Source organism: Agrococcus sp. SL85, from assembly GCF_026625845.1.
Taxonomy (GTDB): domain Bacteria; phylum Actinomycetota; class Actinomycetes; order Actinomycetales; family Microbacteriaceae; genus Agrococcus.
In genome coordinates, this window is sequence record NZ_CP113066.1 from 1,122,390 (window position 1) to 1,143,893 (window position 21,504).

A 21,504-nucleotide genomic window follows, 5' to 3' on the forward strand; every position below is an offset into this window, starting at 1 on the left:
AGCGGCGCGTGACCGGATCGTGATCGCCGTGACCGAACCGTGACCGAATCCGTGTGACCTCCGGCCTCATGCTGGACATGACACAGCAAGCGGACAGGTGATCCGCAGGAGAGGACGCGTGCGATGCGCGCAGGGACGGGCCGCCGGATGGCGGCGCTGACGACGATGGTCACGACGATCGCGGTGCTCGCCGCGTGCGCGCCGACGGAGGATCCGGCAGAGGCGCCGACGGCGCCCCGCACGAGCTCGGCGCCGACGGCCGGGGCCGGCCCCGATCCGAGCGCCGCGCCGACGCCGACGGTCGCGCCGCAGGTGCCCGTGGTCACGCCGCCCGCCGCCTCGTCCGGCGCCGCCGAGCCGCTGCCGCTCGACCGCGTGGTGGAGTCGCAGGACGGCGCCGTGCGGCTGCACGTCCCGTCCTCCTGGCCGGTCACCGACTCCAGCTGGCTCCAGACGGGGCGCGAGACGCCCAGCGACTGGATCAACAACCTCTTCGCAGTCGCCGAGGACGGCGAGCTCCACATCTCCTACCAGGAGGGCCCCGACTACGGCTCGGGCGCCTGGGAGGGCGAGACCTGGGGCATCGTCGACCGCATCGACGCCGGCGGCGGCCTCGAGGCCGTCGCCTGGTGGTCGCGCCACGGCGACGGCCTCCTGCAGCCGCAGCTGACGCTCGGGCCCGCCGTGGCACAGGGCGAGCGGCCCGTGCGCGCCGTGCCCTTCGGCGAGCAGGTGCGGCACCTCGCCGCCATGTTCTCGGCGCACCACGACATCGAGACCGTCGAGGAGGCCGAGCAGGTGCTCCACGGCGAGCAGGCGCAGACGGCGCTCGCGATCCTCGCCACCGCGGAGCTGCGCGACCTGCCGGCCCAGACCTTCCCCGCGTCCATGCTCGAGACCGTCGACGGCGAGCAGATGCTCCGCTACACGACGAAGAACGGCAGCTCCTCGTTCCTCGTGCCGCTCGACTGGACCATCGAGGACCACAGCCACGAGTTCACGCAGGGCGACGGCCGTACCCGCTGGGAGAACAGCGTGTGGCTGTACGACGACCGCGACTACCCGCAGATGTACTACAGCGACTACCTCAGGTGGGACGAGTCGCACCGCGACCAGCCCGGCTGGCGCCTGGGAGAGGCTCGCGAGACCGCGGACGGCTGGCGGGCGGCCATGTGGTCGCACGACTCCGGCACCTGGGAGTGGGAGCACACGCTGGGCGTGTACCTGGCCGACGCGGGCAACGACGAGCCGCACCTGAGCAGCGCCTGCCGCGGCGACTTCTGCCGCAGCTTCTGGGGCGAGGGCACCGACCGCGAGTACGGCGTCGTCGACCCCGACGAGTGGTTCGCCGGCGAGCGCGCCACCACCATGCTCACGCTGGTCGCATCGCTCGAGGCGCACCACGACGACTTCTACCGGATGCCCTGACGGGCCTCGAGCGACAGGAGATCGCCACCATGACGACCAGCACAGCCGCCCGCCGCGGCGCCCGAGCAGCGCTCGCGGCCGCCGCATCCATCGCCCTGCTCGCCGGCTGCGCGTCGGCCGGGGAGGCCCCCGACGCAGCGCCCACGACCACGCCTACGCAGGCCGAGAGTCAGGCGCCCGCGCCGGCGCCGACCGCCAGCGCGACCCCCACCGCCGACCCTTCGCCCTCGCCCACCGCGACGGTGCGCCCGCCGGCGCCCGTCACCCCGCCCGGCGACCTGACGCCCGTGCCCGACTCGGGCCCGCACGACCAGCCGCCTCAGCAGGTCGAGATCGATGGGCGGCAGTACACGCTCGAGCCCTCGTCGCTGGGCGGCGTCACGCTGCCGATGCCCGAGGGGTGGACGGCGGAGCGGCGGCAGTACGACGACGGCAACGGCGTCATGGACGTCCTCACCGTCATCGATGGGCGCGGCGACCCCGTCATCACCTACCTCGACGGCCCGGAATCGGCGATGTTCAACATCAACACCACCGACACGTGGGTCGAGGGCGAGTCGCGCTCGATGGGCGACGGGCTCGAGGTGGTCTCGTGGTCGTACGAGTTCGAGTACATGCCGCCGGACCTCTCGCTGCAGCAGGGCGTGGGCATGCGCGCGATCGGCCAGGAGGCGATCCCCGACACCCCCGTGTGCGTCGACGGCTTCTGCCGCCAGCTGAGCGGCTCGTTCCCCGACTGGTACACCGACATCCGCAGCGCCGAGGCGTGGTTCGCCAGCGACCTCAACGCGCAGATGCTCACGATCGTTGAGCACGCGCAGCTCCACGAGCGCAGCGACCGCTGAGCCACCGCCCGACCGCCCGACCGCCGCCGATCCGACAGGAGCCTCCGATCGTGACGAACCGCATCGCACCCCGGCGCTGGGGCGCCGCCCTCGCGGCCCTCGCCTCCGTGGCCCTGCTCGCCGGCTGCGCGACGTCCGCGCCCGGCACCGGATCCGCCTCCGCGCCGCCCGCGCCGCTTGGCGAGACGCGCACGGTGACGACCGCCAACGGCACCGCGAGCTTCGAGGTGCCCGTGGCGTGGGAGGTCGTCGACCTGGGCTTCGAGAGCGCGAGCCAGGCGGGCGAGGCCTCCTGGACGAACGGCTACGACCTGCTGGGCGCGGGCATCCCGCTCTTCTACTCCGACGGTCCGCCCTCCGACGTGCGCAGCTTCGCCTCGGAGGGCGACTGGGGCGAGGTCGACCGCCGCGACCTCGGCCGCGGGCTCCTCGCCATGGCGTACTGGCAGGGTGCGCCCGGCCACTTCGAGCCGCGGCTCGACCTCGTGCACGCCGGCAACGGCCGCCTCGACCACCCCGCGCGCATGGGGGCCGACGAGATGGAGGTGCGGTTCGTCTCGGAGTGGACCGACGAGCGGGGCGAGCGGCTGTCGTTCGAGACCGAGGCGGAGGCCGTCGAGGCGCTCGAGGCCCCCGAGGTGCAGCGCGCGCTCGACGTGATGGCGACGCTGCAGCTGCACGGGCCCTCGTACCTCGCCCTCCCGGAGGGCGTCGGACCGCAGCCGGCCGCCGACGAGCCGGCCTCCTTCACCGCCGCGTCGGGCGCGATCACCCTCACGGTGCAGCCGGGCTGGACGGTGCGCGACGAGAGCTGGCAGGACGCGGCGGGCGCCGACTGGACGATGGTCACGCTGCTCGGCCCCGACGGCGCGATGCTCCAGTACGTCGAGGAGCCCGCGTACGCGTCGGCGTCGAGGCCCGGCCCCGATGCCGATCGGCAGGTGCGGGCGACGACCGTCGACGGCTATGAGGTGGTCGCGGCGCGCGAGCGATCGGGCGACGACCCGGATGCGCCCTATGTGGTGCACCTCTCGCTCGCCGAGCCGGCAGGAGGGGGCGCGCAGCCGCTGTGCGACGACCGGTGCGTGAGCTTCGCCGGCGGGCTCGGGGCGCAGGTCGCCGATGCGGCGGAGGCGGACGCGCTGCTCGCCTCGGAGGTCGTGGAGCAGATGGTCGCGACGATGGCGTCGTTGGAGCGCCTCGGCTGAGGCCGCGTCGCCGCGTGCGGCGACGGGTCGTCGCGAGACGAGGGTCCGGGCCGCGGACGCTGCCGCACGAGCCCCGGAGCGGACGGGTCCCTACGCCACCGGCGGCGTCGTCAGCGCCGGCCCCGTCAGCGTCGGCGGCTCGTCGACGACCGGCCGCCCGCCGCGCCCGAAGCCCAGCATCGTGCCGCCGGCGATCACCCAGATCGCGCCCGACATCGCGAGCAGCACGAGCGGGTCGACGCCCGCGAGCGCCCCGGCGACGGCGGTGCCCGCGGCGCTCGCGGTGGTGCGGAGCGCCGCGCCTACGGTGAACACCTGCGCGACGACGCCGTCGGGGCTCTCGGAGCGCCGCAGCACGAGCATCGCCGCGGTCGGGGCGGCCGTGCAGAGCCCCGAGAGCGCCACGAGCGCCACCGTCCACGGGAAGCCGATGCCGATCGCGGCGCCGAGCGTGAGCACGCCCGTGGCGGCGAAGCCGATGGCCATCGTCGCCTGCGGGGTGAGGCGCCGGGGCCGGATCGGCTCCACCGCGGCGCCGATGAGCGCGCCGATCGCGAAGGCCGTGACGATCGCGGCGCTCGCCGCCGCATCCCCCAGCTCGCGCAGTGCGAGGCTCAGCGCGGCGATGGGGAGGATGCCGCGGCCGAGCTCGGCGAGGGCGCCGGAGGTCGTGACGACGGCGAGCCTCCGATGGGTCGTGAGGGCTCGGAGGCCCGCGAGCATCGCTGGCACGAGGCCGTCGTGGTGCACGTCGCGCGGCTGCATCCGCAGCATCGGGTAGGCGGCCACGGAGGCGAGGGCGATGACGGCCATCGCCGCGAGCGCCCAGCGCGGCCCGATCGTGGGCGCGAGCAGCGCGACGAGCGCAGGCCCTGCGACGCCGCTCACGTTGTAGCTGAGGGCGTCGAGCGCATAGGCGCGGTGGGCGCCCGCGCCGGTGTCGGCGGCGACGAAGCTCGAGAGCCCGCCGAAGCCGAAGGGCGTGAGCAGGCCGCTGACGACGAGCGCGGCAGCGACGGCCCACACGGGCAGCGGATCGAGGCCGGCCGCGACCGCGTAGGCGAGGGCGCTCGCGGCGGCGGCGGCCATGAGCAGCCGCCGCGGCCGACGGGCGCGATCGAGCACGGCGCCCACGAGCGGCGCCGCGACGATGCTCGGGATGAGCGCGAGCGCCACGAGCAGCGCGCCCAGGCCGATGTCGCCCGTGCGGTCGACCACGAGGATCGGGATGGCGATCTGGGTGCCGGAGGCCGCCGTGCGGAACGGCACGGAGGCCGCGAGCTGGCGGAGCGCGCCGGGGCCGGCGCCGGGCGCGGGGGGCGAGCCGCTCATCCCGGTCCTCGCACGCACACGCCCATCCTCTCCCACTGCCGGCCTCTCCCACTGCCGGCGCCGACGCGGCACCGTGCGGCCCGTCGCTGCCGCCGCCCGCACGTGCGGAGGGCCCGCATCCGGCGCGGATGCGGGCCCTCGTGCGTGCGCAGTCGTCAGTCGGCGACGGGGATGATGAGGCCGCCCCAGGTGTCGAGGATGTGCTGCTTCGTCTCGGGCGACGTGAGCAGCTCGGCGAGCGCCGCGATGCGGGGGTCGTCGGCGAGCTCCGGCGTGGTGGCGAGGATGTTGAAGTAGTTCGAGTCGTCGCCCTCGACGAGGATCTGCTGCTCGGTCGTGAGTCCCGCGGGCAGCGCGAACGAGGCGGTCACGAAGACGGCGTCGTTGTCGGGGAGCGCGAGCGGCAGCGTGGCGTTCTCGACCTCCGTGAACTGGAAGTTCGAGGGGTTGGCCGTGATGTCCTGCAGCGTCGTGGCGCCGTCGGCGATCTCGATGAGGCCCTCCTCCGCGAGCAGGCCGAGCGCGCGGCCCTCGTTCGTCGGGTCGTTGGGGATGGCGATGGTCGCGCCCTCCTCGAGCTCGTCGAGGCTCGTGAGCGTCTCGGAGTAGAACGCGGCGGCGGGCAGGTAGATCTCGCCGGCCGAGACGAGCGAGCCGCCCGCCTGCTCGTTGTACGTCTCCATGAACGTGGCGTTCTGGAAGAGGTTGGCGTCGGTCGAGCCGTCGGTGAGCGCCGGGTTGGGCGTGTTGTAGTCCGAGAACTCGACGAATTCGATGTCGAGCCCGGCCTCCTCGGCCAGGTTCTCGTCGACCCAGCGCAGCAGGTCGCCCGCGGGCACGGGGAGGGCGCCGACGCGGACGGTGCCGAGCGTGCCGTCGTCGGGCGTCTCGGCGGGAGCGCCGGCGGAGCAGGCGGCGAGGGAGGCGACGGCGAGGCCGCCGGCGAGCACGGCCGCGGCGCGGCGGCGGAGGGTGGTGGTCATGGTGATCCTTCGGGATGCGGTGGTGCGGGGCGGGTGGGATGCGCGGCGTCAGGCGCCGGCGGGCTGGATGCTCTCGGCGGCCGCGACGCGGCGACGCTTGGCGGGCTCGATGCCGGCGCGCTTGGCGAGCAGGGTGAAGAGGCCCTGGATGAGCTGCACGAGCACGAAGAGGATGATGACGACGCCCACGATGTGCACCCAGCTGTAGCGCTGCATGCCGTAGGTGAGGGCGACGTTGCCGAGGCCGCCGCCGCCGACCACGCCGACCATCGCCGAGAAGTTGATGATCGAGGTGAGCGTGGTGGCGGCGCCCAGCAGGATCGCGGGGGTCGCCTGCGGCAGCAGCACGCGGCGCACGAGCAGCCAGCGCGAGGCGCCCAGCGACTCCGCCGCCTCGAACAGGCCGGGGTCGACCTCGCGCACCGCGATCTCGACGACGCGCACGAAGAATGGGATGGCCACGATCGTGAGCGGCACGATGGCGGGACCGGTGCCGATGAACGAGCCGAGCAGCAGGCGCGTGAACGGGATGAGCGCGATCATCAGCACGATGAACGGCACGGAGCGGCCGAGGTTCACGACGAAGCCGAGCACGGCGTTGATGCCGCGGCCGAGCGCGCGGCTGCCGAAGGGCGCCTCGAGGAAGCGGCCGCGCTCGGTGCCGACGAGCAGGATGCCGAGCGGCAGGCCGACGATCGTCGTGATGACCATCGCGACGCCGACCATGTACAGGGTCTCGAGGGTGCCCTCGAGCAGCACCTGGATGAGGTTGGGCCAGAACTCCGGCGCGGTCGGGTCGATCATGCCGCCACCTCCGTGGTCTGCCGCGCGGTCGTGGCCGGGGCGACCTCCCAGGCCGTCACGCCGTGGTCGCCGAGCCGGTCGATGACGCGGCGGGCGGTGGTCTCGTCGCCGGGCACCGCGAGGCGGGTGCGGCCGGCCTGCACGCCGCCGATGGTCTCGAGGGCGGCGCCGAGGATGCTCAGGTCGAGCCCGAACTCGCGGGCGAGCTGCGCGATGACGGGGCGGTCGGCGCTGAGGTCGGCGTAGGTGACGTCGACGATGCGGTGACCGGGGATCGCGTGGGCCTCGCCCACGGGGAACAGCTCGGCGGCGACGCGGCTGTGCGGGGTGGTGATGAGCTGCTCGAGCGTGCCCTGCTCGACGACGCGGCCGTCCTCCATGAGGGCGGCGGCGTCGCAGATGCGCTTCACGACCTCCATCTCGTGTGTGATGAGGAGGACGGTGAGGCCGAGCTCGCGGCTGAGGCGCTGGATGAGGTCGAGGATCTGGCGCGTCGTCTCGGGATCGAGGGCGCTCGTGGCCTCGTCGCTCAGCAGCACGTCGGGGCCGGAGGCGAGGGCGCGGGCGATGCCCACGCGCTGACGCTGGCCGCCGGAGAGCTGCGCGGGCTTGTCATCGGCCTTGTGCGCGAGGCCCACGAGGTCGAGCATCTCGAGGGCCTTGGGGCGGCGCTTGCTCTTCGCGGCGCCCGTCGCCTCGAGCGCGAACTCGACGTTCTGCGCCACGGTGCGGTTGCCCACGAGGTTGAAGTGCTGGAACACCATGCCGATGCGGTGGCGCGCGGTGAGCAGCGCCTGGCCGCGCAGGCTCGTCACCTCGACGCCGTCGACGACGACGCGGCCGGAGTCGGGGCGCTCGAGGGCGTTGACGGTGCGCAGCAGCGTCGACTTGCCGGCGCCGGACTGACCGACGACGCCGAAGATCTGGCCGCGCGCGACCTCGATGCTCACGTCGTCGAGGGCGACGACCGCATCGGGGCCGCCGCCGAAGCGGCGGCTCACGTGCTCGATGGAGATCACTGGGTGCTCCTGGGGGCGAGGGGCATGGGCGCCCGATCCGTTGGGTGACGGAGCGGGTTCCGGGTGCGCGCTTGGAGGCGCGCTCGCTTGGGGGATGCGTCGGCCCCGGCACCGCGCGCGTGACCAGTGTGGCGCGAGATCAGATAGCGCGGCGGAATGTGACGGTGTGTGACTGGTGGGAGCGATGTCGGACCCTCAGCCAATGACGTCGGATTCCGGATAGCGTTTCCGCATGACGCTGCTTCCCTTCGAGTACCTCGGTGAGGGCTCGGATACCTCGGGCTCCGAGCACTTCGACCGCCTGCGAGCCGGACTCGCCAAGGACGCATCCGTGCGGAGTGAAATCGAAGCTGCGATGCGACTCAACGTCGATCGGGTCAATCCCTCCGACCCCGGCAATCGATTCGTCGTGGGAGGCGCCGTAGAGTGGCTCATCGCCGCAGCAGCGTGGGCGCTCGGGGTCCTCACGATCCCCGGCGGGCACTCCACACGGGGGTTCGACCTCATGGATCTGCAGGATGCTGCCCGCGGTCTGTGGTCGGTCAAGGCACAAACGTCCGCGAACAAGGGATCGTTCCGCCTGACCAATGGTCTCGGCGGCAGCGGGAAGGGCTTCCAGGATCCGACTGTGTTCGTCTCCCCGCACCTGCCGGGGCTGGTGTTCATCGACCCAGCCCGACACAAGGATGCGGCGGAGGCTGTGCGTGTGAAGCCCGACGCCGTGGAGCTGCCGTTCGCTGCTGTCGCTAAGCACGCGCAGAGGCACCCGGAGTGCGTCGCCGTGATCGCCGCGCCGAAGAACGAGGGCCGAGGCGCCGAGAACCCGTTCCTCGCCTACGCGGAGACGATCGCGACTCCGGATCGCTTCCCGCGGCTCGCGACCATGTTCACGGCAGCGAAGCCGGCGACCTCCGGCCGTGCCGCGGAGGTCGCCGAACTGCTCTCGTTGAAGCAGTCGGGAGCGATCTCAGACGCTCAGTTCAACGCGCTCGTCAACCAAGTCGCTGGACTCTGACGCCGCTGCGCGGGCCTGGCCGGCCTTTACAGCGCGCTCGATCGGCTCGGTCGGGTTCGAGGGAGCCTTGCTGATCGCCTCGTAGATCGCTCGGCCCTTGGGCGTCGCGAGCAGCAGGTCCTTGTCGCGCTCCACGTGGGCCTTCAGCACGTTCCAGACCACGCCGGTGTTCACGCCGTTGCCCATCTGCTTGTAGGTCAGTGCGTCGCGCTGCGGGCCGAAGTCGAACGAGTCCGGAAGTCCCTGCATGCGCGCTGCTTCGCGGGGCGCGAGACGCCGCTTCAGCGGGCCGAGGATCGGGGTCTGCGTGATCGCGACCAGAGCGGGCAGGTGTGTCATCTTCTTGGCTCGGATGCCCGATGGCCGCAGCGAGATGGCGCAGTCCCACAGGCTCTCGGCGTCCTGGGCCTGCCACTCGAGCTTCTGACGGCTCTCGGGGAAGTTCCTCGTCTTCCGGAGCCAGCGGTCGAGCCACTTCGCGTCGGCGCGCTCGCGCAGGGCGTCGTAGAGCCTCCCAGTTCTTCTCGAGAAAGTTCGCCTTCCAAGCGGGCACTCGGTCATAGCCGTTCGGGTACATCAGGTCGTTCCGGCGCGCTCGCGATGCGGTCCAGACCTGCGCCCAGATCGGGAAGCCGGGCAGGGGGCGGGCGGTCTCACCAGCAGCATCGGCGTCAGCGATCCGGAAGGCGCGCACAAACTGCACCCACTCGTCCCAGTGCGCGATCCACCGGCGTTCGTCGGCGCTCAACTCGGTGCCCGCCGGCGCCTCCGTCTCGGCCGTCCGCAGGTCAAGCTGGAGATCCCAGGGGTGGTGCATCCTCGACGCGTCGGGCAGGGCGATCGGTTCGATGTCGGGGTCCGCGACCATGCCATCGGGCACGAGGGTTGCGGTGATGAAGACTCGCTCACGCACCTGAGGGCTGCCGCCGTGCTCGGGCTTGATCTGATGCGGCGAGACGATCGCGGGCGCAGACGACACCTGGTAGCCCGCACTGCGCAGGCGCTCGATGATCACCTCCCACTCGTGGACGTGGCGAGGGCCGACGAGATTGCGAACGTTCTCCAGCACGACGACGGTCGGGCGCCGCTCGCGGACGATCTCCATGATGTTGAAGAAGAGCGTGCCGCGGGTCTCGTCCATGCCTCGCTGCGCGCCCGACTTCGAGAACGGCTGGCAGGGGAAGCCTCCGGCGACGATGTCGTGCTCGGGCACGTTCATGACGCCGTCATCAGCGTCCTTGGTCACGTCGCCGAGAGCGGAGACACCCCAGTTGCGCTCGTACACAGCGGCTGCGTGCTTGTCGATCTCGACCGCGTAGGCGTGCTCGCCACCAAGACCAGACAGTGCTGCCGCGAACCCGCCCACGCCAGCGAACAGGTCCGCGAAGTGGAAGGGCGCATCACCGGCGTCGTGAGGGAGCTCGAACATACGTACAGCTTAGCGATTGGCACGCCCGGACACGCCGACCTCAGGCCCGCGAGTCGGGACTAGGACTGTCGGCCGCCGTCGAACCTGGTCATGTCAAGCCTGGAGCTGGTGATGGCTCGTCGCGCTTGAGTCACGACGTCACGGGGCAGGCCCCGGACACGGAAGGCGTCTCGATTCGAGATATAGCCTGGCGCGCTCCGAAGGCGAGAGCGTCAACAAAGGAGGTGTGCGAGGTGGCCGCCGCGACGTTGGGTGCTCGGGCGCTACTGGCTTGATTCTGGTGCGCTGAGACCTTCGTCGCAATACAGAATAAGCAGCTACGCTGCTGGTGGCGGCACCGACACCGCCGCTTCCCGAGGAGATCCGAATGCCAGAGATCGACTTCCAGACGATTGAACTGGAACACCTCTATTTCGACCCGGAGAACCCCCGACTGCCGCTTAGCGTTGACGGTGACGACGAGCGTCAGGTGCTCGAATGGATGCTTGACGATGCCGGCCTGGTTGAATTGATGGGGTCGATCGCTGTCAACGGTTATTTTGCTGCGGAGCCGCTCCTCGTCACGAAAAGGAAGAGCGGCGACGGATACTGGGTGCTCGAGGGGAATCGACGTCTGGCAGCGGTTCGGTTGCTTAACGAGCCTTCGCTGGCGCCGATAAGGCGCCAGGCGGTCCATAAAATCGCTCATGAGGTTGCTGACGGTGTCGAGTTGACGAATTTGCCGTGTGCGGTGTTCGAGCGGCGTGAAGACGTGCTGGACTACCTGGGATACCGCCACATCACAGGCGTAAAACAATGGGAGCCTGAGGCGAAAGCGCGTTACCTGCAGTCGCTGTACCTATTGCATAGGGACTCGGCCGGGGGTGACATCTACCGCGTCATAGCGCGCCTGATCGGTAGTCGCTCCGATTATGTTGTGCGCCTTCTCGCGTCGCTCGCTCTTCATGATCAAATGCGAACAGATCAGCGCCTCGCGCAGCAACTTGCGGCGAGCGCGATTCCCTTCTCGTTGCTGACCCTGGCAATGAGTTACGAGACTATCGTCAAATACCTGGGTTTAGATGCGCTGGAGGTTGCGGTAGTCGAATCAGAACAGGGCCCCGCTGATGCTGAAGCGCTCCGCGACGTAGCAACCTGGCTCTACCGAGAACTTCCGGATCTCGGGCGCACGCAATTGGGTGAGAGCCACAACATGAAACTGCTCGCCCAATCTCTATCCAATGATCGGGGCGTGGATGCGCTTCGAAACGGTGAGATAGTGGAGGAGGCTGCACGTGCCTCTATCGATCCAGACGCGCTCATCGTCAGGGCGATTAGGCAGTCGATCGAGCGCCTCGTGATCGCCCAGAGTTTGCTTCATCGATCCGAAGTCACAGATGCCACTCTGCAGGCCGTCGAGGAGATCGAGGACCTTGTCGACCAACTAGGCGGCGCGATCCGTCGAAAAGCCAAGCGCAATATGGTCCAGGATGCTTAAGCACGTTCGGATCCCGAAGCAGAGTGAGTTGCACCACTGGGCGGACTTCGTCGAACTGAGGTGTCTGGTCGATGTCGACGGCCGCTTCAGTGGCGAGCGCCTGCTGACCGCTAAGAAGCAGGGCATCGACACGGGTGAGGGCGTCGCTGAAGCGCAGGACCAAAGTGAAACCGACGCGATCGATCAATTGCTTGGTAGCGATGGTCCGCAGCTCGGCGATCTCCTCGTCGACTTCGGGGCGAAAGCGGATGACGACGAAGTCGAGCCCGAGGCAGACGAGGAGGAAGATTCGTTCGGCAGAAGTGCTGAAGTCGCGGACAATCTCGACAACTGGGCGAAGAGGATCTTCGTTCTGTTAGGAGAGCGGGCTGATTCGCTTGGAGTGGCGTACCCTTTCGATGTCGATACGCCGGGGATGACAATAGTATCGCGCGACAAAGACGACATGCGCCGCCGATATGTCTTCTTTTTGATAGCTTCGTCGCTGGGGCGACTAGATGCGTCGCCTCAGGCAAGAGTCCCTGCCGAGTTCGAGCGTGTTTCGCTCCAATTGTTGCGCATTATGTTGCCAGTGCCTTTCGAGATTGACCATTTCGGCACTGCGGGAAGGGGTGGGAGTAGGTTCGACGGAGGCATCTTCGATCGGATCTGCCAACTTGCGGATGTCCTTAATGGCGCCGTATTGTGCTCGCGCGATACTTTCCATCCCAAAGACAACGGCGACAATGGCTTGGATATTGTTGCGTGGCTACCGTATGCGGATCCTGGCCAGGGAATTGCATCATTTTTTTGTCAATGCGCGTGCGGAATTGAGTGGGAGCCGAAGCAGGCTGAGCCTGCCTACAATCGCTGGCGTCGTTACATCGATCTTGCTAGTCCGCCGGCCACCGTCGTCATTACTCCCCAATATTTTCGTCAGTATCGCGAGCACTGGTATGTGGACGAAGAAGTCTCGGGAATCCTACTCGACCGCCTCCGCTGCCTCCGCTTGACTACAGAGACTTCCGAGCTCTCGGAATATGAGCGATCGGTCGTGGAAGCAGTGTGGAAGCCGCATCCCGATTTGGGCTAATCCGCTCGATCACACGGTAGTCGGGACCGCGATGCGCCATCTCTCCGTCGTTCCGGAACGGTGCGCTCACGCACGGTCCAATGGCTCACCAATACCCCACCGAATAGTCCTTCAGGAACACCCCGAACAGGTCCTCGCCGGCCTCGCCGCGAACGATCGGGTCGTACGCGCGGGCAGCGCCGTCGACGAGATCCAAAGGAGCGTGGAAGCCTTCCTCCGCCAGCCGCACCTTCGTGAAGTGCGGGCGCTCGTCGGTGATCGAGCCGGTGTCGACGGCGGTCATGAGGATGCGGTCCGACTCGAACATCTCGCGGGCGCTCGTGCGCGTGAGCATGTTGAGCGCGGCCTTCGCCATGTTCGTGTGCGGGTGGCCGGGGCCCTTGTAGCCGCGGCCGAACACGCCCTCCATCGCCGAGACGTTCACGACGTAGGTGCGGCGCGCGCCGGAGGCGGCCATCGCCGGCCGCAGCTTCGACACGAGCAGGAACGGCGCCGTCATGTTCGCCAGCTGCACGACGGCCGCTGAGCGCTCAGCCGCGTCGCGCCTCCCGTGGTGCCGGAGGCGGCGGCACCTCCTTGGCGAGCAGCACGTCGCGCAGCGCGACGGTCACGTCGCCAGCGCGCGTTCGCACCACGCACGACGCCGCATCCCGCGACACCAGCTCGCCCAGCGCATCCGAGGCGCGGTGCGTGTCGCCGTGCAGCCGGTAGCGCACCACCACCCGCGTGCCCAGAGGCACACCGTTCAGCAGTGCCAAAGCGGCAGCAGCCCCCAACGTCAGCCCGCGAAGAACGCGCCGGCCGCCCGCGTCAGGTCGGCCAGGTCGTTGACGCCCGCCAGCTCGCGCGCCGAGTGCATCGAGAGGATCGGGATGCCCACGTCGACCGTGCGGATGCCGAGGCGCGTGGCCGTGATCGGGCCGATCGTCGAGCCGCACGGCACCGTGTTGTTCGAGACGAACTCCTGTGAGGCGACGCCTGCAGCCGAGCACCAGCCGTGCCAGGCCGCGGCGCCCGCGCCGTCGGTCGCGTAGCGCTGGTTGGCGTTGATCTTCAGGATCGGGCCGGAGCCGAGCAGCGGCAGCACCTCGGGGTCGTGCTTCTCGGCGAAGTTCGGGTGCACCGAGTGGCCCACGTCGCTCGAGACGTGCCAGGAGGCGGCGAGCGCGCGCATCCGCTCCTCGCGCGAGGCGCCGAGGCCCAGGCCGATGCGCTCGAGCACGTCCTCCAGGAACGGGCCGGCCGCGCCCGAGCGGGTGGCCGATCCGATCTCCTCGTGGTCGAAGATCGCGAGCACGGGGATGTGCGGGGCGTCGAAGCCGTCGGCGGCCGCGGCGAGCGCGACGGCGCCCGCGTGCACGCTCGCGAGGTCGTCGAGGCGGCCGGCGGCGAAGAACGCGTCGTCCTTGCCGAACACGGCGCCGCGCGCCGCATCCGCCGTGACGATGTCGTAGCCGCGGATGCGCGCGGCGTCGACGCCGGCGGATGCCGCGAGCTCGCCCAGCAGGTCGGCCGAGTCGGCCTGGCCGAGGCCCCAGACGGGCTGCGTGTGGCGCTGGCGGTCGAGGGTGAGCCCGTCGTTCGCGGCGCGGTCGAGGTGGATCGCCAGCTGCGGCAGGCGCAGCAGCGGGCCGGAGTCGGCGAGCGCCTCGGTGCCGTCGTCGAGCACGAGGCGGCCGGCGAGGCGCAGCTCGCGGTCGAGCCACGAGTTCAGCAGCGGCCCGCCGTAGACCTCCACGCCCGCCTGCAGCCAGCCGAAGCGGCCGGTGGTGGGCTGGGGCTTCAGCTTGAAGCCGGGGGAGTCGGTGTGGGCGCCGAAGACGCGCACGGGCGTCGTCGCCGCGGCGCCGGCGGGCACGATCCACGCGATGAGCGCGCCGTCGCGCACCACGAGGTAGCGGCCTGGGACTTGCGGCCAGGCCTCGGTCTCGTCGAGCGGCCGGAAGCCCGCGGCCTCGAGGCGGCGCGCCACCTCGGCCGCCGCGTGGAAGCTCGAGGGGGAGGCGGCGACGAAGTCGGCGAGGTCCTCGGCGTGGGCGAGCGGCTCGACGGTCGTGGGCGCTGCGGGCACGGGGGAACCTCCAGGTCGGTGCGGTGCAGCGAGCCTATCGAGGCGGCCCGGCGGCCCGGTCGCGGTGCGCGACCTCAGGAGGCGCGGCGCTCGCGCGCCCGGCGCAGCGAGCCGGCCAGCAGCCGCCACCCGACCAGCAGCACGAGCAGCGTGAGGGTCGCGACGATCACGAACGGCAGCGCGATGCCCTCGCCCAGCAGGAAGCGGCCGACGAGGCCCAGCACCAGCGTGATCGCCCACACCGGCAGGCCGGTCCGCACGGCGGCGAGCGGCGCGCGCCACGCGAGCGTCACGAGCCACGCGATGGCGAGCCCCACCAGGAACGGCAGCGCCACCATCGTCACGCCCCACGACGACACCTCGCCGTCGTTGTGGCTCGCGAGCCCCACGGCGGCGAAGAGCAGCACCACGGCCACGTCGGCGACGAGCGCGAGCACGAGGTCGCGCGCCGAGACGGGGGTGCGGGCGGGAGCGGTGTCGGGCATCCCGTCAGGCTACTCCGGAGCCGGTTCGCGGGCGCATGTCAGGGGCACGGGGCACCATGCCTGCATGACCGAGGAGCGCATCGCCATCGACGACCACGAGATCCCCGACGGCTCGCCCCTCGCGCTCGCCGTCGGCGACGCCGTGTCGGTCGGCGACCGCGACTCCACGTGGCCCGCGTTCGTGTTCGTCGAGACGGCGGAGGGCCGCGCCGGTTGGGTGCCGGCCCGCCACCTCTCGGGCCCCGGCCCCCGCGCCGAGGCCGTCGCCGCCTACGACACCACCGAGCTGCCCGTGCACGCGGGCGAGCGCGTGGCCGTGCTCGAGGACGACGTGGAGTCCGGCTGGTGCTGGTGCCAGGCCGCCGACGGCCGCGAGGGCTGGGTGCCGCACGAGGTGCTGGAGCCCGTGCCGGCCCGGCAGGTCTCGTGACGCGTGCGGCCGGCTGCCGCGTGCTCGTCGCCTCGCGGCAGCTGCGCTGAACCGCGCCATGGGTAGGGCATCGCGCAGAGCGCCGTGCCCTGCCGACTGGCCGGTCGAGACCGGGCGGGAGTGTGCCTGCTGCTCTTTCAACCGGTTCAGTGGTCGGCGGACGCGATCGTCGCGCCTGCCGACCACAGAGCCGGTCGAGATGCCCGGCGGTCAGCCCTTCGGCAGCACCGCCGCCGCGATCGTCACGTTGCCGACGATGATGGCGGTCATCGTGCGGGCCACGGCCTGCGCCGCGGCGTCCGCGCCCCAGTTGCCCTGCTCGAGCTCCTTCGCGCGCACCGCGACCGCCGTGCCCCACGGGATCTCGCGGTGCAGCTGCGGCAGCGCGCCGCTGGCCGACACGAGCGCCGCGAGCGCCCCCACCCGCTCCGAGGGCGCCTCGCCGTCCACGAGCACGGCCCGCACCGCGGCGACGAGTGCCGCGCGCCGTTCGCCGCCGTCGCCCTCGAGCACCCGCGTCTCGAAGAGCCCGAAGGCCCGCCGCACGCCGCGCTCGATGTCGCCGCGCGCGACGAGCCGCTCGAGCACCGGCTCGCGCAGCTGCGGCCCGACCGCGGCGAGCACCGTCTGCACGCCGCGCGGCTTCTGGGCGACGTAGTCCCAGGCGCGGCGCAGCAGCGGATCGGCCGGCACCGCATCCGTCGCGCGCACGCGGCCGACGCCACCCGCGACCTCCGCGCGCACGTGGCCGCGCATCCCGAGCTCCGCCAGCACCGCGCCGGCGAGGGCGTAGAGCAGCACGCCCTCGGCGGCGATCACGCCGGTGCCGGAGGGGCCGGAGCCCGGCTGGAAGAGCACGAGCATGAGGTCCTCGGCGAGCGTCGGCTCGGCCTGCGGCACGGCGAGGCCGGTCAGGTCGTCGCCGCTCACGCGAGCACCGCCTGCACCGCCACCCACAGCAGCGTCGTGGTGAGCGTCGTCCACAGCACGATCGCGATGCCCTGCCACAGCAGCACCCAGCCGCGCGCGACGCCCGAGCCGACGAGCGTGGCCGCGGTGAAGTGCGTCGGGATCGCGAGCGGGCCGAGCAGGCTCGCGCCCGGCACGCCGAAGCGCACCAGCCAGCGCTTGAAGCGCTGCGTGCCCTTCGACTCGGGCTTGGCGGGCGGCTCGTGCTCGAGCGTCGCGATGCCGCCGCTGCCGCCCGAGCGGCGCGCGACCACCGCCTCGCGGGTGCGGGAGGTGACGAGCACCACGACGAGCACGGCGAGGAAGTTGCCGGCCGCGGCGGCGATGCCGGCGACGATCGGGTGGATGCCGCCGATCACGCCGATCGGGGCGCCACCCTCGCCCTCGATGAACGGGATCATGCCCGCGAGCATGACGACGAGCGGCTGCACGACCTCGGGCACCTGGGCCACGAGGTCCTGGAATCCTCGGATGAGGTCGACGATGGGGTTCACGAGCGGCGCTCCTTCTGCGTCTGGTCTGCGTGCCGCCGGCGCTTCCGGCGACGCATCCCAGTAGGCACCGTGTGGTCACCACAGGGTCAAGCGCGATCCTCGGATCGGGCTCCGCGCGGGGTCAGGAGGCCGCGGTGCCGTCGTGCTCCGTGCCGTCGTGCTCGGTGCTGTCGTGCTCGCCGCGGTCGCGCGCGCGGCCGTCGGCCTCCCGGGCCGCGGCGTCGCCCGCTGCCTCGCCGCCCTCCACCTCGGGCGACGCGGCGCCGGCGAGCGGCGGCAGCGGCGTGCCGCGCGCCTGGAGCAGCGCCCGCGCGGCGACCCCGGCGCGCGCGAGCACCTCCACCTGTGCCTCGTTGTAGAGCGTGACCACCGCCTCCACGAAGGTCGCCTGGCTGATGCGCTCGTCCTTCGCGAGCCGGCCCGCGGGGTCCTGCAGCCACGGGTAGTCGGTGAGGTGCTGCGCGAGCGAGGGGGCGAGCGCGTCGCCCAGCCGGATGCGCTCCGCCTCGGGCGCATCGGCCGGCAGCGCCTCGAACGCGCGCTCCGCCTCGCTCTCGATGTCGGCCGCGACCATCTGCCGCAGGTCGTCGAGCGCCTCGGAGTCGTACAGCTTCGACGAGATGTGGATCATCGACCGGTCGGCCTCGCTGAGCCGCGCGGCCACGCGCTCGAAGCCTCGCGGCGCGTGCGCGGGCGCATCCTCCGCGACGATCGCCGCGATGTCCTCGCGTGCCTGCTGCAGCTGCGCGATGCGCTCCTCGAGCTGCGCGTCGACCTCGTGCAGCGCCTCCTGCGAGCCCTCGCCGCCCTCCTGCAGCAGCTGGATCTGCCCCAGCGGCACGCCCAGCTCGACGAGGCGCCGCACGCGCAGCAGAGCCACGAGATGCGGCACGCCGTACTGCTTGTAGCCGTTGACGCGTCGCTCGGGCTCGGCGAGCAGGCCGAGCTGGTGGTAGTGCCGCACCGCGTTGACGGTGGTGCCCGCCAGATCGGCGAGCTCGCGCGTGCTCCAGGCCACGCCGCGACGCTAGCGCGGCAGCCTGCGCCCGCGCTGGCCGCTGCCCTTCGCCCGCTCGCGCCGATCTCAACCGGCTCAGTGGTCGGCGGACGCGATAGTCGCGCCTGCCGACCACAGAACCGGTTGAGGATCCGGCAGCACCGGCAGGGCTACCAGGCGCCGACCGCGTAGTCCTTCAGGAAGACGCCGAAGAGGTCCTCGCCGGCCTCGCCGCGCACGATCGGGTCGTAGACGCGGGCGGCGCCGTCGACGAGGTCGAGGGGCGCGTGGAAGCCCTCCTCGGCCAGCCGCACCTTCGTGAAGTGCGGGCGCTCATCCGTGATCCAGCCGGTGTCGACGGCGGTCATGAGGATGCGGTCGGACTCGAACATCTCGCGCGCGCTCGTGCGCGTCAGCATGTTGAGCGCCGCCTTCGCCATGTTCGTGTGCGGGTGGCCGGGGCCCTTGTAGCCGCGGCCGAAGACGCCCTCCATCGCCGAGACGTTGACGACGTAGGTGCGGCGCGCGCCCGACGCTGCCATCGCGGGCCGCAGCTTCGACACGAGCAGGAACGGCGCCGTCATGTTCGCCAGCTGCACCTCGAGCATCTCGATCGGCTCGACCTGGTCGACGTGCTGCGTCCAGGAGTTCACGTGCTCCTCGTCGGGCACGAGCCCGCCCGCGTCGATCGCGGTGCCCGCGGCCATGCGCTCGAGCGACGACGATCCTGCCGTCATCGCCTCGCGCGCGAGCCGCTGCGCGTCGAGCGCGTCGGCCTCGCGGGCGGCGCTCGCAAGGATCGGGTGGTTCGCCACCGAGGCGGCGAGCGCGAGCGGATGCGCGTCGTTCGTGTGGCCGAAGGTCACGAGCTCGGGCAGGGGTCCGCCGCCCGTCGACGACTCCGGCAGCGGCGCGAGCTCCGCCTGCACGAGCGGCTGGTAGGCGCCGGGGGAGCGGCGCACGGTCTGCGCCGCGTTGTTGATGAGGATGTCGAGGGGGCCGGCGCCGGCGACCTCCTCGGCGAGGCCGATGACCTGCGCCGGGTCGCGGAGGTCGATGCCCACGACCTTGAGGCGGTCGATCCACTCCGGCGCATCCGGCAGCGACGAGAAGCGCCGCACCGCGTCGCGCGGGAAGCGGGTGGTGATCGTGGTGTGGGCGCCGTCGCGCAGCAGCCGCAGCGCGATGTGCATGCCGATCTTCGCGCGGCCGCCCGTGAGCAGGGCGCGCTTGCCGGTGAGATCCGTGCGGGCGTCGCGCTTCGCGTGGCTCATCGCCGCGCAGTCGGGGCAGAGCTGGTGGTAGAACGCGTCGACGAGCGTGTACGGCTGCTTGCAGATGTAGCAGCCGCGGGCCTTCAGGAGCGTGCCGGCGGTGGGGGCCACGACGCGGGTCGCGAGCGGGATGCCCCGGGTCTCGTCGTCGATGCGGTCGGGGGCGCCCGTGGCGGTCGACTCGACGACGGCGCGGTCGGCGGCGGCGATGCGGGCGCGCTTCTCGCGGCGACCCGCCTGCTTCACCTCGCGGAACATGCGCGCGGTCGCCTGCCGGACGGCCACGTAGTGCGGGTCGTCGCGGTCCATGCCGTGCAGGGTGTCGAGCACGCGGATGGCGGTGGCGACGTCCTCGGCGGAGACGGTGGCCGCAGCCTCGGCGGCTGCTGCGGCCTCCGATGCGGGCGCCCCGTCGTGCGCGTCGGCGGCCGTCGCGGGCGCCTCGTCGGGGCGCGCGGGCGCACCGGAGTCGGGCTCAGCAGGGGTGGGAGGCACACGAGATCCTACCGCCGCGAAGAGCGACGGCAGGGTTCCGCCGCATCCGCGGCTGCAGGATCGCCTAGCGGATGGCCTGGCGGATCGTCTGCCGCTCCTTCTCGAGCTTGCGCACGCGCCGGCCGAGCTTGAACAGCCGCACCGAGCCGAGCAGCGCCGTGATGAGCACGCCGGCGATCGCCGCGAACAGCATCGCGACGCCCAGCGGCAGGCTGAACTGCACGCCGAAGTAGGCGAACTCCGCCGGCACGTTGTTCTGCAGGATGAAGATGAGCAGCAGCACGAGGATGACGGTGCCGAGGATCAGCGCGATCCACGTGCCGCCCGAGAGCCCCTGGCGCTGGTGCTGGTCGAGCGAGGGGTCGAGCTGGATGCGCGTGGGCTCGACGCGATCGGCGGCCGGTGCGGCCGCGGTCGCTCCGCCGGTGCGGGCCGCTGCCGGGCGCTCGCCGTCGAGGCGCGCGGTGGGCGCGGTGCCCTCGGCCGGCCGGTCCCCGGGGGCCGCAGGAGCAGCGGCGGCGTCGTGCCGCCGGTCTGCGGGATCGAAGGTCTCGTTCGTCACGGCTGGCTCCTCGCTCGCGGTGGGTCGCCAGGATAGCCCCGGCCGCGGCGAGCCAGCCGGGTGCGGTCCCGGCGCTCGCGGGCGCCGCCGCGCCGGGGCTCGCGCGGCAGGCGAGCGCCGTCGGCAGGCATCCGGACGATCAGGGCCCCCGGCTCGACGGTGAGGCGGGCGGCGACGACGGCGCCGAAGTCGTCGCCGTCGAGCTGGATGGTCTGGCCGGTGCGGAAGCGCACGTCGAAGCGCCGCGCCTGCGCGAAGTGCAGGCCGCCCGGCGCGGGCACCACGCGCAGCAGCCACCGGCCCGCTCGCGTGGTGCGCAGCGGCCCGCCCAGGCTGAGGCGCGAGCCGATCCGCGCCCACGCCGCCGCCGAGCGCGGGCGGAACAGCGCCACGTCGAGCAGCCCGTCGTCGACCTCGGCGCGCGGCATGAGGAGCAGCCCGGCGGTCAGCGTGCCGCAGTTGCCGACGATCACGGTGTGCGCCCGCACCGACCGCGCGCGGCCGCCGTCGATCCGGTAGTGCAGGAAGAGCTGGGCGTCGCCGAGGATCGAGCGCGCGATCGGATCGACGTACGCCGCCCAGCCGATCCGTCGCTTGAGCGCCGCGTCCGTGTTCGCGGCCATGCTCGCGTCGAGCCCGATGCCCGCCATGACGACGAACCGATGCGTCGTGCGCCCGCCGTCCTCGCGCTCGAGCCGCGCGACGGCGAGGTCGACGGCACGATCGACCCCGGCGAAGGCCGTCGCGACCGAGCTGCGCAGGTCGGCGAGCGGGAGGCCGAGGTTCCTCGCGAGCAGGTTGCCGGTGCCGGAGGGCGCGAGCGCGACGGGGATGCCGGTGCCCCGCAGCGCCGTGGCGGTCACGCGCACCGTGCCGTCGCCGCCGGCGACGAGCACCACCGCGGGGCCTCCTGCGGCGGCCGCGGCGGCCGCCTCGGCGCCGCCGTCGTGCGCGGCCGTGGGGTACCAGCGGGCCGGCGCCCAGCCGTGCGCCGCCTCCGCTTCGCGGAGGAGCGGCTCCAGCCGCCGCCGATCCGCCTTGCCGGGGTGATGCACGACCGCGACGTGCGGCCCGGCCACGCCGGGCTCGTGCTCGTGGTGCGCCATGCGGCGACG

General features: G+C 71.9%; 21 protein-coding genes and 2 pseudogenes. 7 read left to right on the forward strand and 16 right to left on the reverse strand.

Annotated elements, in window-relative coordinates:
• Positions 1-123 precede the first annotated feature (123 nt).
• From OVA14_RS05500 to OVA14_RS05510, 3 genes are read left to right on the forward strand one after another with little or no spacing between them, the layout of a single operon-like run.
• Positions 124-1,428 (forward strand): hypothetical protein, encoded by a 1,305-nt coding sequence (locus tag OVA14_RS05500; protein ID WP_267505252.1) that lies wholly within the window; start codon positions 124-126, stop codon positions 1,426-1,428.
• A 29-nt stretch (positions 1,429-1,457) separates the two neighbouring features.
• Positions 1,458-2,273, forward strand: coding sequence for a hypothetical protein (locus OVA14_RS05505; protein WP_267505253.1), 816 nt, complete (start codon positions 1,458-1,460; stop codon positions 2,271-2,273).
• A gap of 50 nt (positions 2,274-2,323) precedes the next feature.
• A complete protein-coding gene (locus OVA14_RS05510) occupies positions 2,324-3,481 on the forward strand; it encodes a hypothetical protein (protein ID WP_267505254.1) in 1,158 nt (385 codons plus the stop codon).
• A gap of 90 nt (positions 3,482-3,571) precedes the next feature.
• Here OVA14_RS05510 and OVA14_RS05515 read toward each other — a convergent pair whose 3' ends face one another.
• From OVA14_RS05515 to OVA14_RS05530, 4 genes are all read right to left on the reverse strand, one after another.
• The gene (locus tag OVA14_RS05515) at positions 3,572-4,813 is read right to left on the reverse strand and encodes an MFS transporter (protein ID WP_267505255.1); all 1,242 of its coding nucleotides are present in this window, start codon (positions 4,811-4,813) and stop codon (positions 3,572-3,574) included.
• 155 nt (positions 4,814-4,968) lie between these two features.
• Positions 4,969-5,796 (reverse strand): MetQ/NlpA family ABC transporter substrate-binding protein, encoded by an 828-nt coding sequence (locus tag OVA14_RS05520; protein WP_267505256.1) that lies wholly within the window; start codon positions 5,794-5,796, stop codon positions 4,969-4,971.
• A gap of 48 nt (positions 5,797-5,844) precedes the next feature.
• The gene (locus OVA14_RS05525) at positions 5,845-6,600 is read right to left on the reverse strand and encodes a methionine ABC transporter permease (RefSeq protein ID WP_267505257.1); all 756 of its coding nucleotides are present in this window, start codon (positions 6,598-6,600) and stop codon (positions 5,845-5,847) included.
• Positions 6,597-7,619 (reverse strand): methionine ABC transporter ATP-binding protein, encoded by a 1,023-nt coding sequence (locus OVA14_RS05530; RefSeq protein WP_267505258.1) that lies wholly within the window; start codon positions 7,617-7,619, stop codon positions 6,597-6,599. Before OVA14_RS05530 ends, OVA14_RS05525 begins: the two co-directional genes overlap by 4 nt.
• Before the next feature lie 232 nt (positions 7,620-7,851).
• On the opposite strand from OVA14_RS05530, the gene OVA14_RS05535 reads away from it, so the two are divergent.
• Positions 7,852-8,634 carry a hypothetical protein gene (locus OVA14_RS05535; RefSeq protein ID WP_267505259.1) on the forward strand — a complete coding sequence of 261 codons (783 nt, stop codon included), beginning with the start codon at positions 7,852-7,854 and terminating at the stop codon, positions 8,632-8,634.
• Here OVA14_RS05535 and OVA14_RS05540 read toward each other — a convergent pair.
• Entirely contained in the window at positions 8,587-9,195 is a 609-nt protein-coding gene (locus tag OVA14_RS05540) for a DNA cytosine methyltransferase (RefSeq protein WP_267505260.1), read from the reverse strand. The genes OVA14_RS05535 and OVA14_RS05540 overlap by 48 nt on opposite strands.
• Positions 9,196-9,565: 370 nt before the next feature.
• Positions 9,566-10,063 (reverse strand): annotated as a pseudogene (gene dcm, locus OVA14_RS05545) (DNA (cytosine-5-)-methyltransferase); the annotation flags it as partial.
• A 367-nt stretch (positions 10,064-10,430) separates the two neighbouring features.
• Between dcm and OVA14_RS05550 the strand changes: the two are divergent.
• Together OVA14_RS05550 and OVA14_RS05555 are read left to right on the forward strand one after the other, a co-directional pair.
• Positions 10,431-11,540 (forward strand): hypothetical protein, encoded by a 1,110-nt coding sequence (locus OVA14_RS05550; protein WP_267505261.1) that lies wholly within the window; start codon positions 10,431-10,433, stop codon positions 11,538-11,540.
• Positions 11,533-12,612 (forward strand): hypothetical protein, encoded by a 1,080-nt coding sequence (locus OVA14_RS05555; RefSeq protein WP_267505262.1) that lies wholly within the window; start codon positions 11,533-11,535, stop codon positions 12,610-12,612. The genes OVA14_RS05550 and OVA14_RS05555 overlap by 8 nt, the downstream gene beginning before the upstream one ends.
• Positions 12,613-12,697: 85 nt before the next feature.
• Here the strand turns inward: OVA14_RS05555 and OVA14_RS05560 are convergent.
• The 4 genes and pseudogenes from OVA14_RS05560 to OVA14_RS05575 form a co-directional block, all read right to left on the reverse strand.
• Positions 12,698-13,126: pseudogene (locus OVA14_RS05560) on the reverse strand (short-chain dehydrogenase); the annotation flags it as partial.
• Positions 13,127-13,142: 16 nt separating this feature from the next.
• Complete coding sequence (locus tag OVA14_RS05565) at positions 13,143-13,370, reverse strand: hypothetical protein (protein WP_267505263.1); 228 nt, start codon at positions 13,368-13,370, stop codon at positions 13,143-13,145.
• A gap of 20 nt (positions 13,371-13,390) precedes the next feature.
• Positions 13,391-14,683: a M18 family aminopeptidase gene (locus tag OVA14_RS05570; protein WP_267505264.1), complete on the reverse strand. Its 1,293-nt coding sequence runs from the start codon at positions 14,681-14,683 to the stop codon at positions 13,391-13,393.
• 74 nt (positions 14,684-14,757) lie between these two features.
• Positions 14,758-15,168, reverse strand: a complete 411-nt coding sequence (locus tag OVA14_RS05575; RefSeq protein WP_267505265.1) for a DUF3054 domain-containing protein — start codon at positions 15,166-15,168, stop codon at positions 14,758-14,760.
• A 64-nt stretch (positions 15,169-15,232) separates the two neighbouring features.
• On the opposite strand from OVA14_RS05575, the gene OVA14_RS05580 reads away from it, so the two are divergent.
• Positions 15,233-15,598 (forward strand): SH3 domain-containing protein, encoded by a 366-nt coding sequence (locus tag OVA14_RS05580; RefSeq protein ID WP_267505266.1) that lies wholly within the window; start codon positions 15,233-15,235, stop codon positions 15,596-15,598.
• Between the two features lie 210 nt (positions 15,599-15,808).
• Here the strand turns inward: OVA14_RS05580 and OVA14_RS05585 are convergent, their stop codons facing one another.
• From OVA14_RS05585 to OVA14_RS05610, 6 genes are all read right to left on the reverse strand, one after another.
• Positions 15,809-16,528, reverse strand: a complete 720-nt coding sequence (locus tag OVA14_RS05585; RefSeq protein WP_267505267.1) for a GOLPH3/VPS74 family protein — start codon at positions 16,526-16,528, stop codon at positions 15,809-15,811.
• Positions 16,525-17,061: a small multidrug efflux protein gene (locus OVA14_RS05590; RefSeq protein ID WP_267505268.1), complete on the reverse strand. Its 537-nt coding sequence runs from the start codon at positions 17,059-17,061 to the stop codon at positions 16,525-16,527. Before OVA14_RS05590 ends, OVA14_RS05585 begins: the two co-directional genes overlap by 4 nt.
• Before the next feature lie 121 nt (positions 17,062-17,182).
• On the reverse strand, positions 17,183-18,079 hold the full coding sequence (locus tag OVA14_RS05595) for a MerR family transcriptional regulator (protein WP_267505269.1): 897 nt from the start codon (positions 18,077-18,079) through the stop codon (positions 17,183-17,185).
• A 149-nt stretch (positions 18,080-18,228) separates the two neighbouring features.
• A complete protein-coding gene (locus tag OVA14_RS05600; RefSeq protein ID WP_267505504.1) occupies positions 18,229-19,668 on the reverse strand; it encodes an SDR family NAD(P)-dependent oxidoreductase in 1,440 nt (479 codons plus the stop codon).
• A 223-nt stretch (positions 19,669-19,891) separates the two neighbouring features.
• A complete protein-coding gene (locus OVA14_RS05605) occupies positions 19,892-20,389 on the reverse strand; it encodes a LapA family protein (protein WP_267505270.1) in 498 nt (165 codons plus the stop codon).
• Positions 20,386-21,495 carry a diacylglycerol/lipid kinase family protein gene (locus OVA14_RS05610; protein WP_267505271.1) on the reverse strand — a complete coding sequence of 370 codons (1,110 nt, stop codon included), beginning with the start codon at positions 21,493-21,495 and terminating at the stop codon, positions 20,386-20,388. Before OVA14_RS05610 ends, OVA14_RS05605 begins: the two co-directional genes overlap by 4 nt.
• Between the last annotated feature and the right edge of the window lie 9 nt (positions 21,496-21,504).

Excerpts from the sequence above, each read along its gene's own strand:
- OVA14_RS05515 (WP_267505255.1), bottom strand. The coding sequence starts at position 4,813 with ATGAGCGGCTCGCCCCCCGCGCCCGGCGCCGGCCCCGGCGCGCTCCGC.
- OVA14_RS05550 (WP_267505261.1), top strand. The coding sequence starts at position 10,431 with ATGCCAGAGATCGACTTCCAGACGATTGAACTGGAACACCTCTATTTC.
- OVA14_RS05505 (WP_267505253.1), top strand. The coding sequence starts at position 1,458 with ATGACGACCAGCACAGCCGCCCGCCGCGGCGCCCGAGCAGCGCTCGCG.
- OVA14_RS05580 (WP_267505266.1), top strand. The coding sequence starts at position 15,233 with ATGACCGAGGAGCGCATCGCCATCGACGACCACGAGATCCCCGACGGC.
- OVA14_RS05525 (WP_267505257.1), bottom strand. The coding sequence starts at position 6,600 with ATGATCGACCCGACCGCGCCGGAGTTCTGGCCCAACCTCATCCAGGTG.
- OVA14_RS05575 (WP_267505265.1), bottom strand. The coding sequence starts at position 15,168 with ATGCCCGACACCGCTCCCGCCCGCACCCCCGTCTCGGCGCGCGACCTC.
- OVA14_RS05610 (WP_267505271.1), bottom strand. The coding sequence starts at position 21,495 with ATGGCGCACCACGAGCACGAGCCCGGCGTGGCCGGGCCGCACGTCGCG.
- OVA14_RS05500 (WP_267505252.1), top strand. The coding sequence starts at position 124 with ATGCGCGCAGGGACGGGCCGCCGGATGGCGGCGCTGACGACGATGGTC.
- OVA14_RS05555 (WP_267505262.1), top strand. The coding sequence starts at position 11,533 with ATGCTTAAGCACGTTCGGATCCCGAAGCAGAGTGAGTTGCACCACTGG.
- OVA14_RS05540 (WP_267505260.1), bottom strand. The coding sequence starts at position 9,195 with ATGACCGAGTGCCCGCTTGGAAGGCGAACTTTCTCGAGAAGAACTGGG.
- OVA14_RS05535 (WP_267505259.1), top strand. The coding sequence starts at position 7,852 with ATGACGCTGCTTCCCTTCGAGTACCTCGGTGAGGGCTCGGATACCTCG.
- OVA14_RS05520 (WP_267505256.1), bottom strand. The coding sequence starts at position 5,796 with ATGACCACCACCCTCCGCCGCCGCGCCGCGGCCGTGCTCGCCGGCGGC.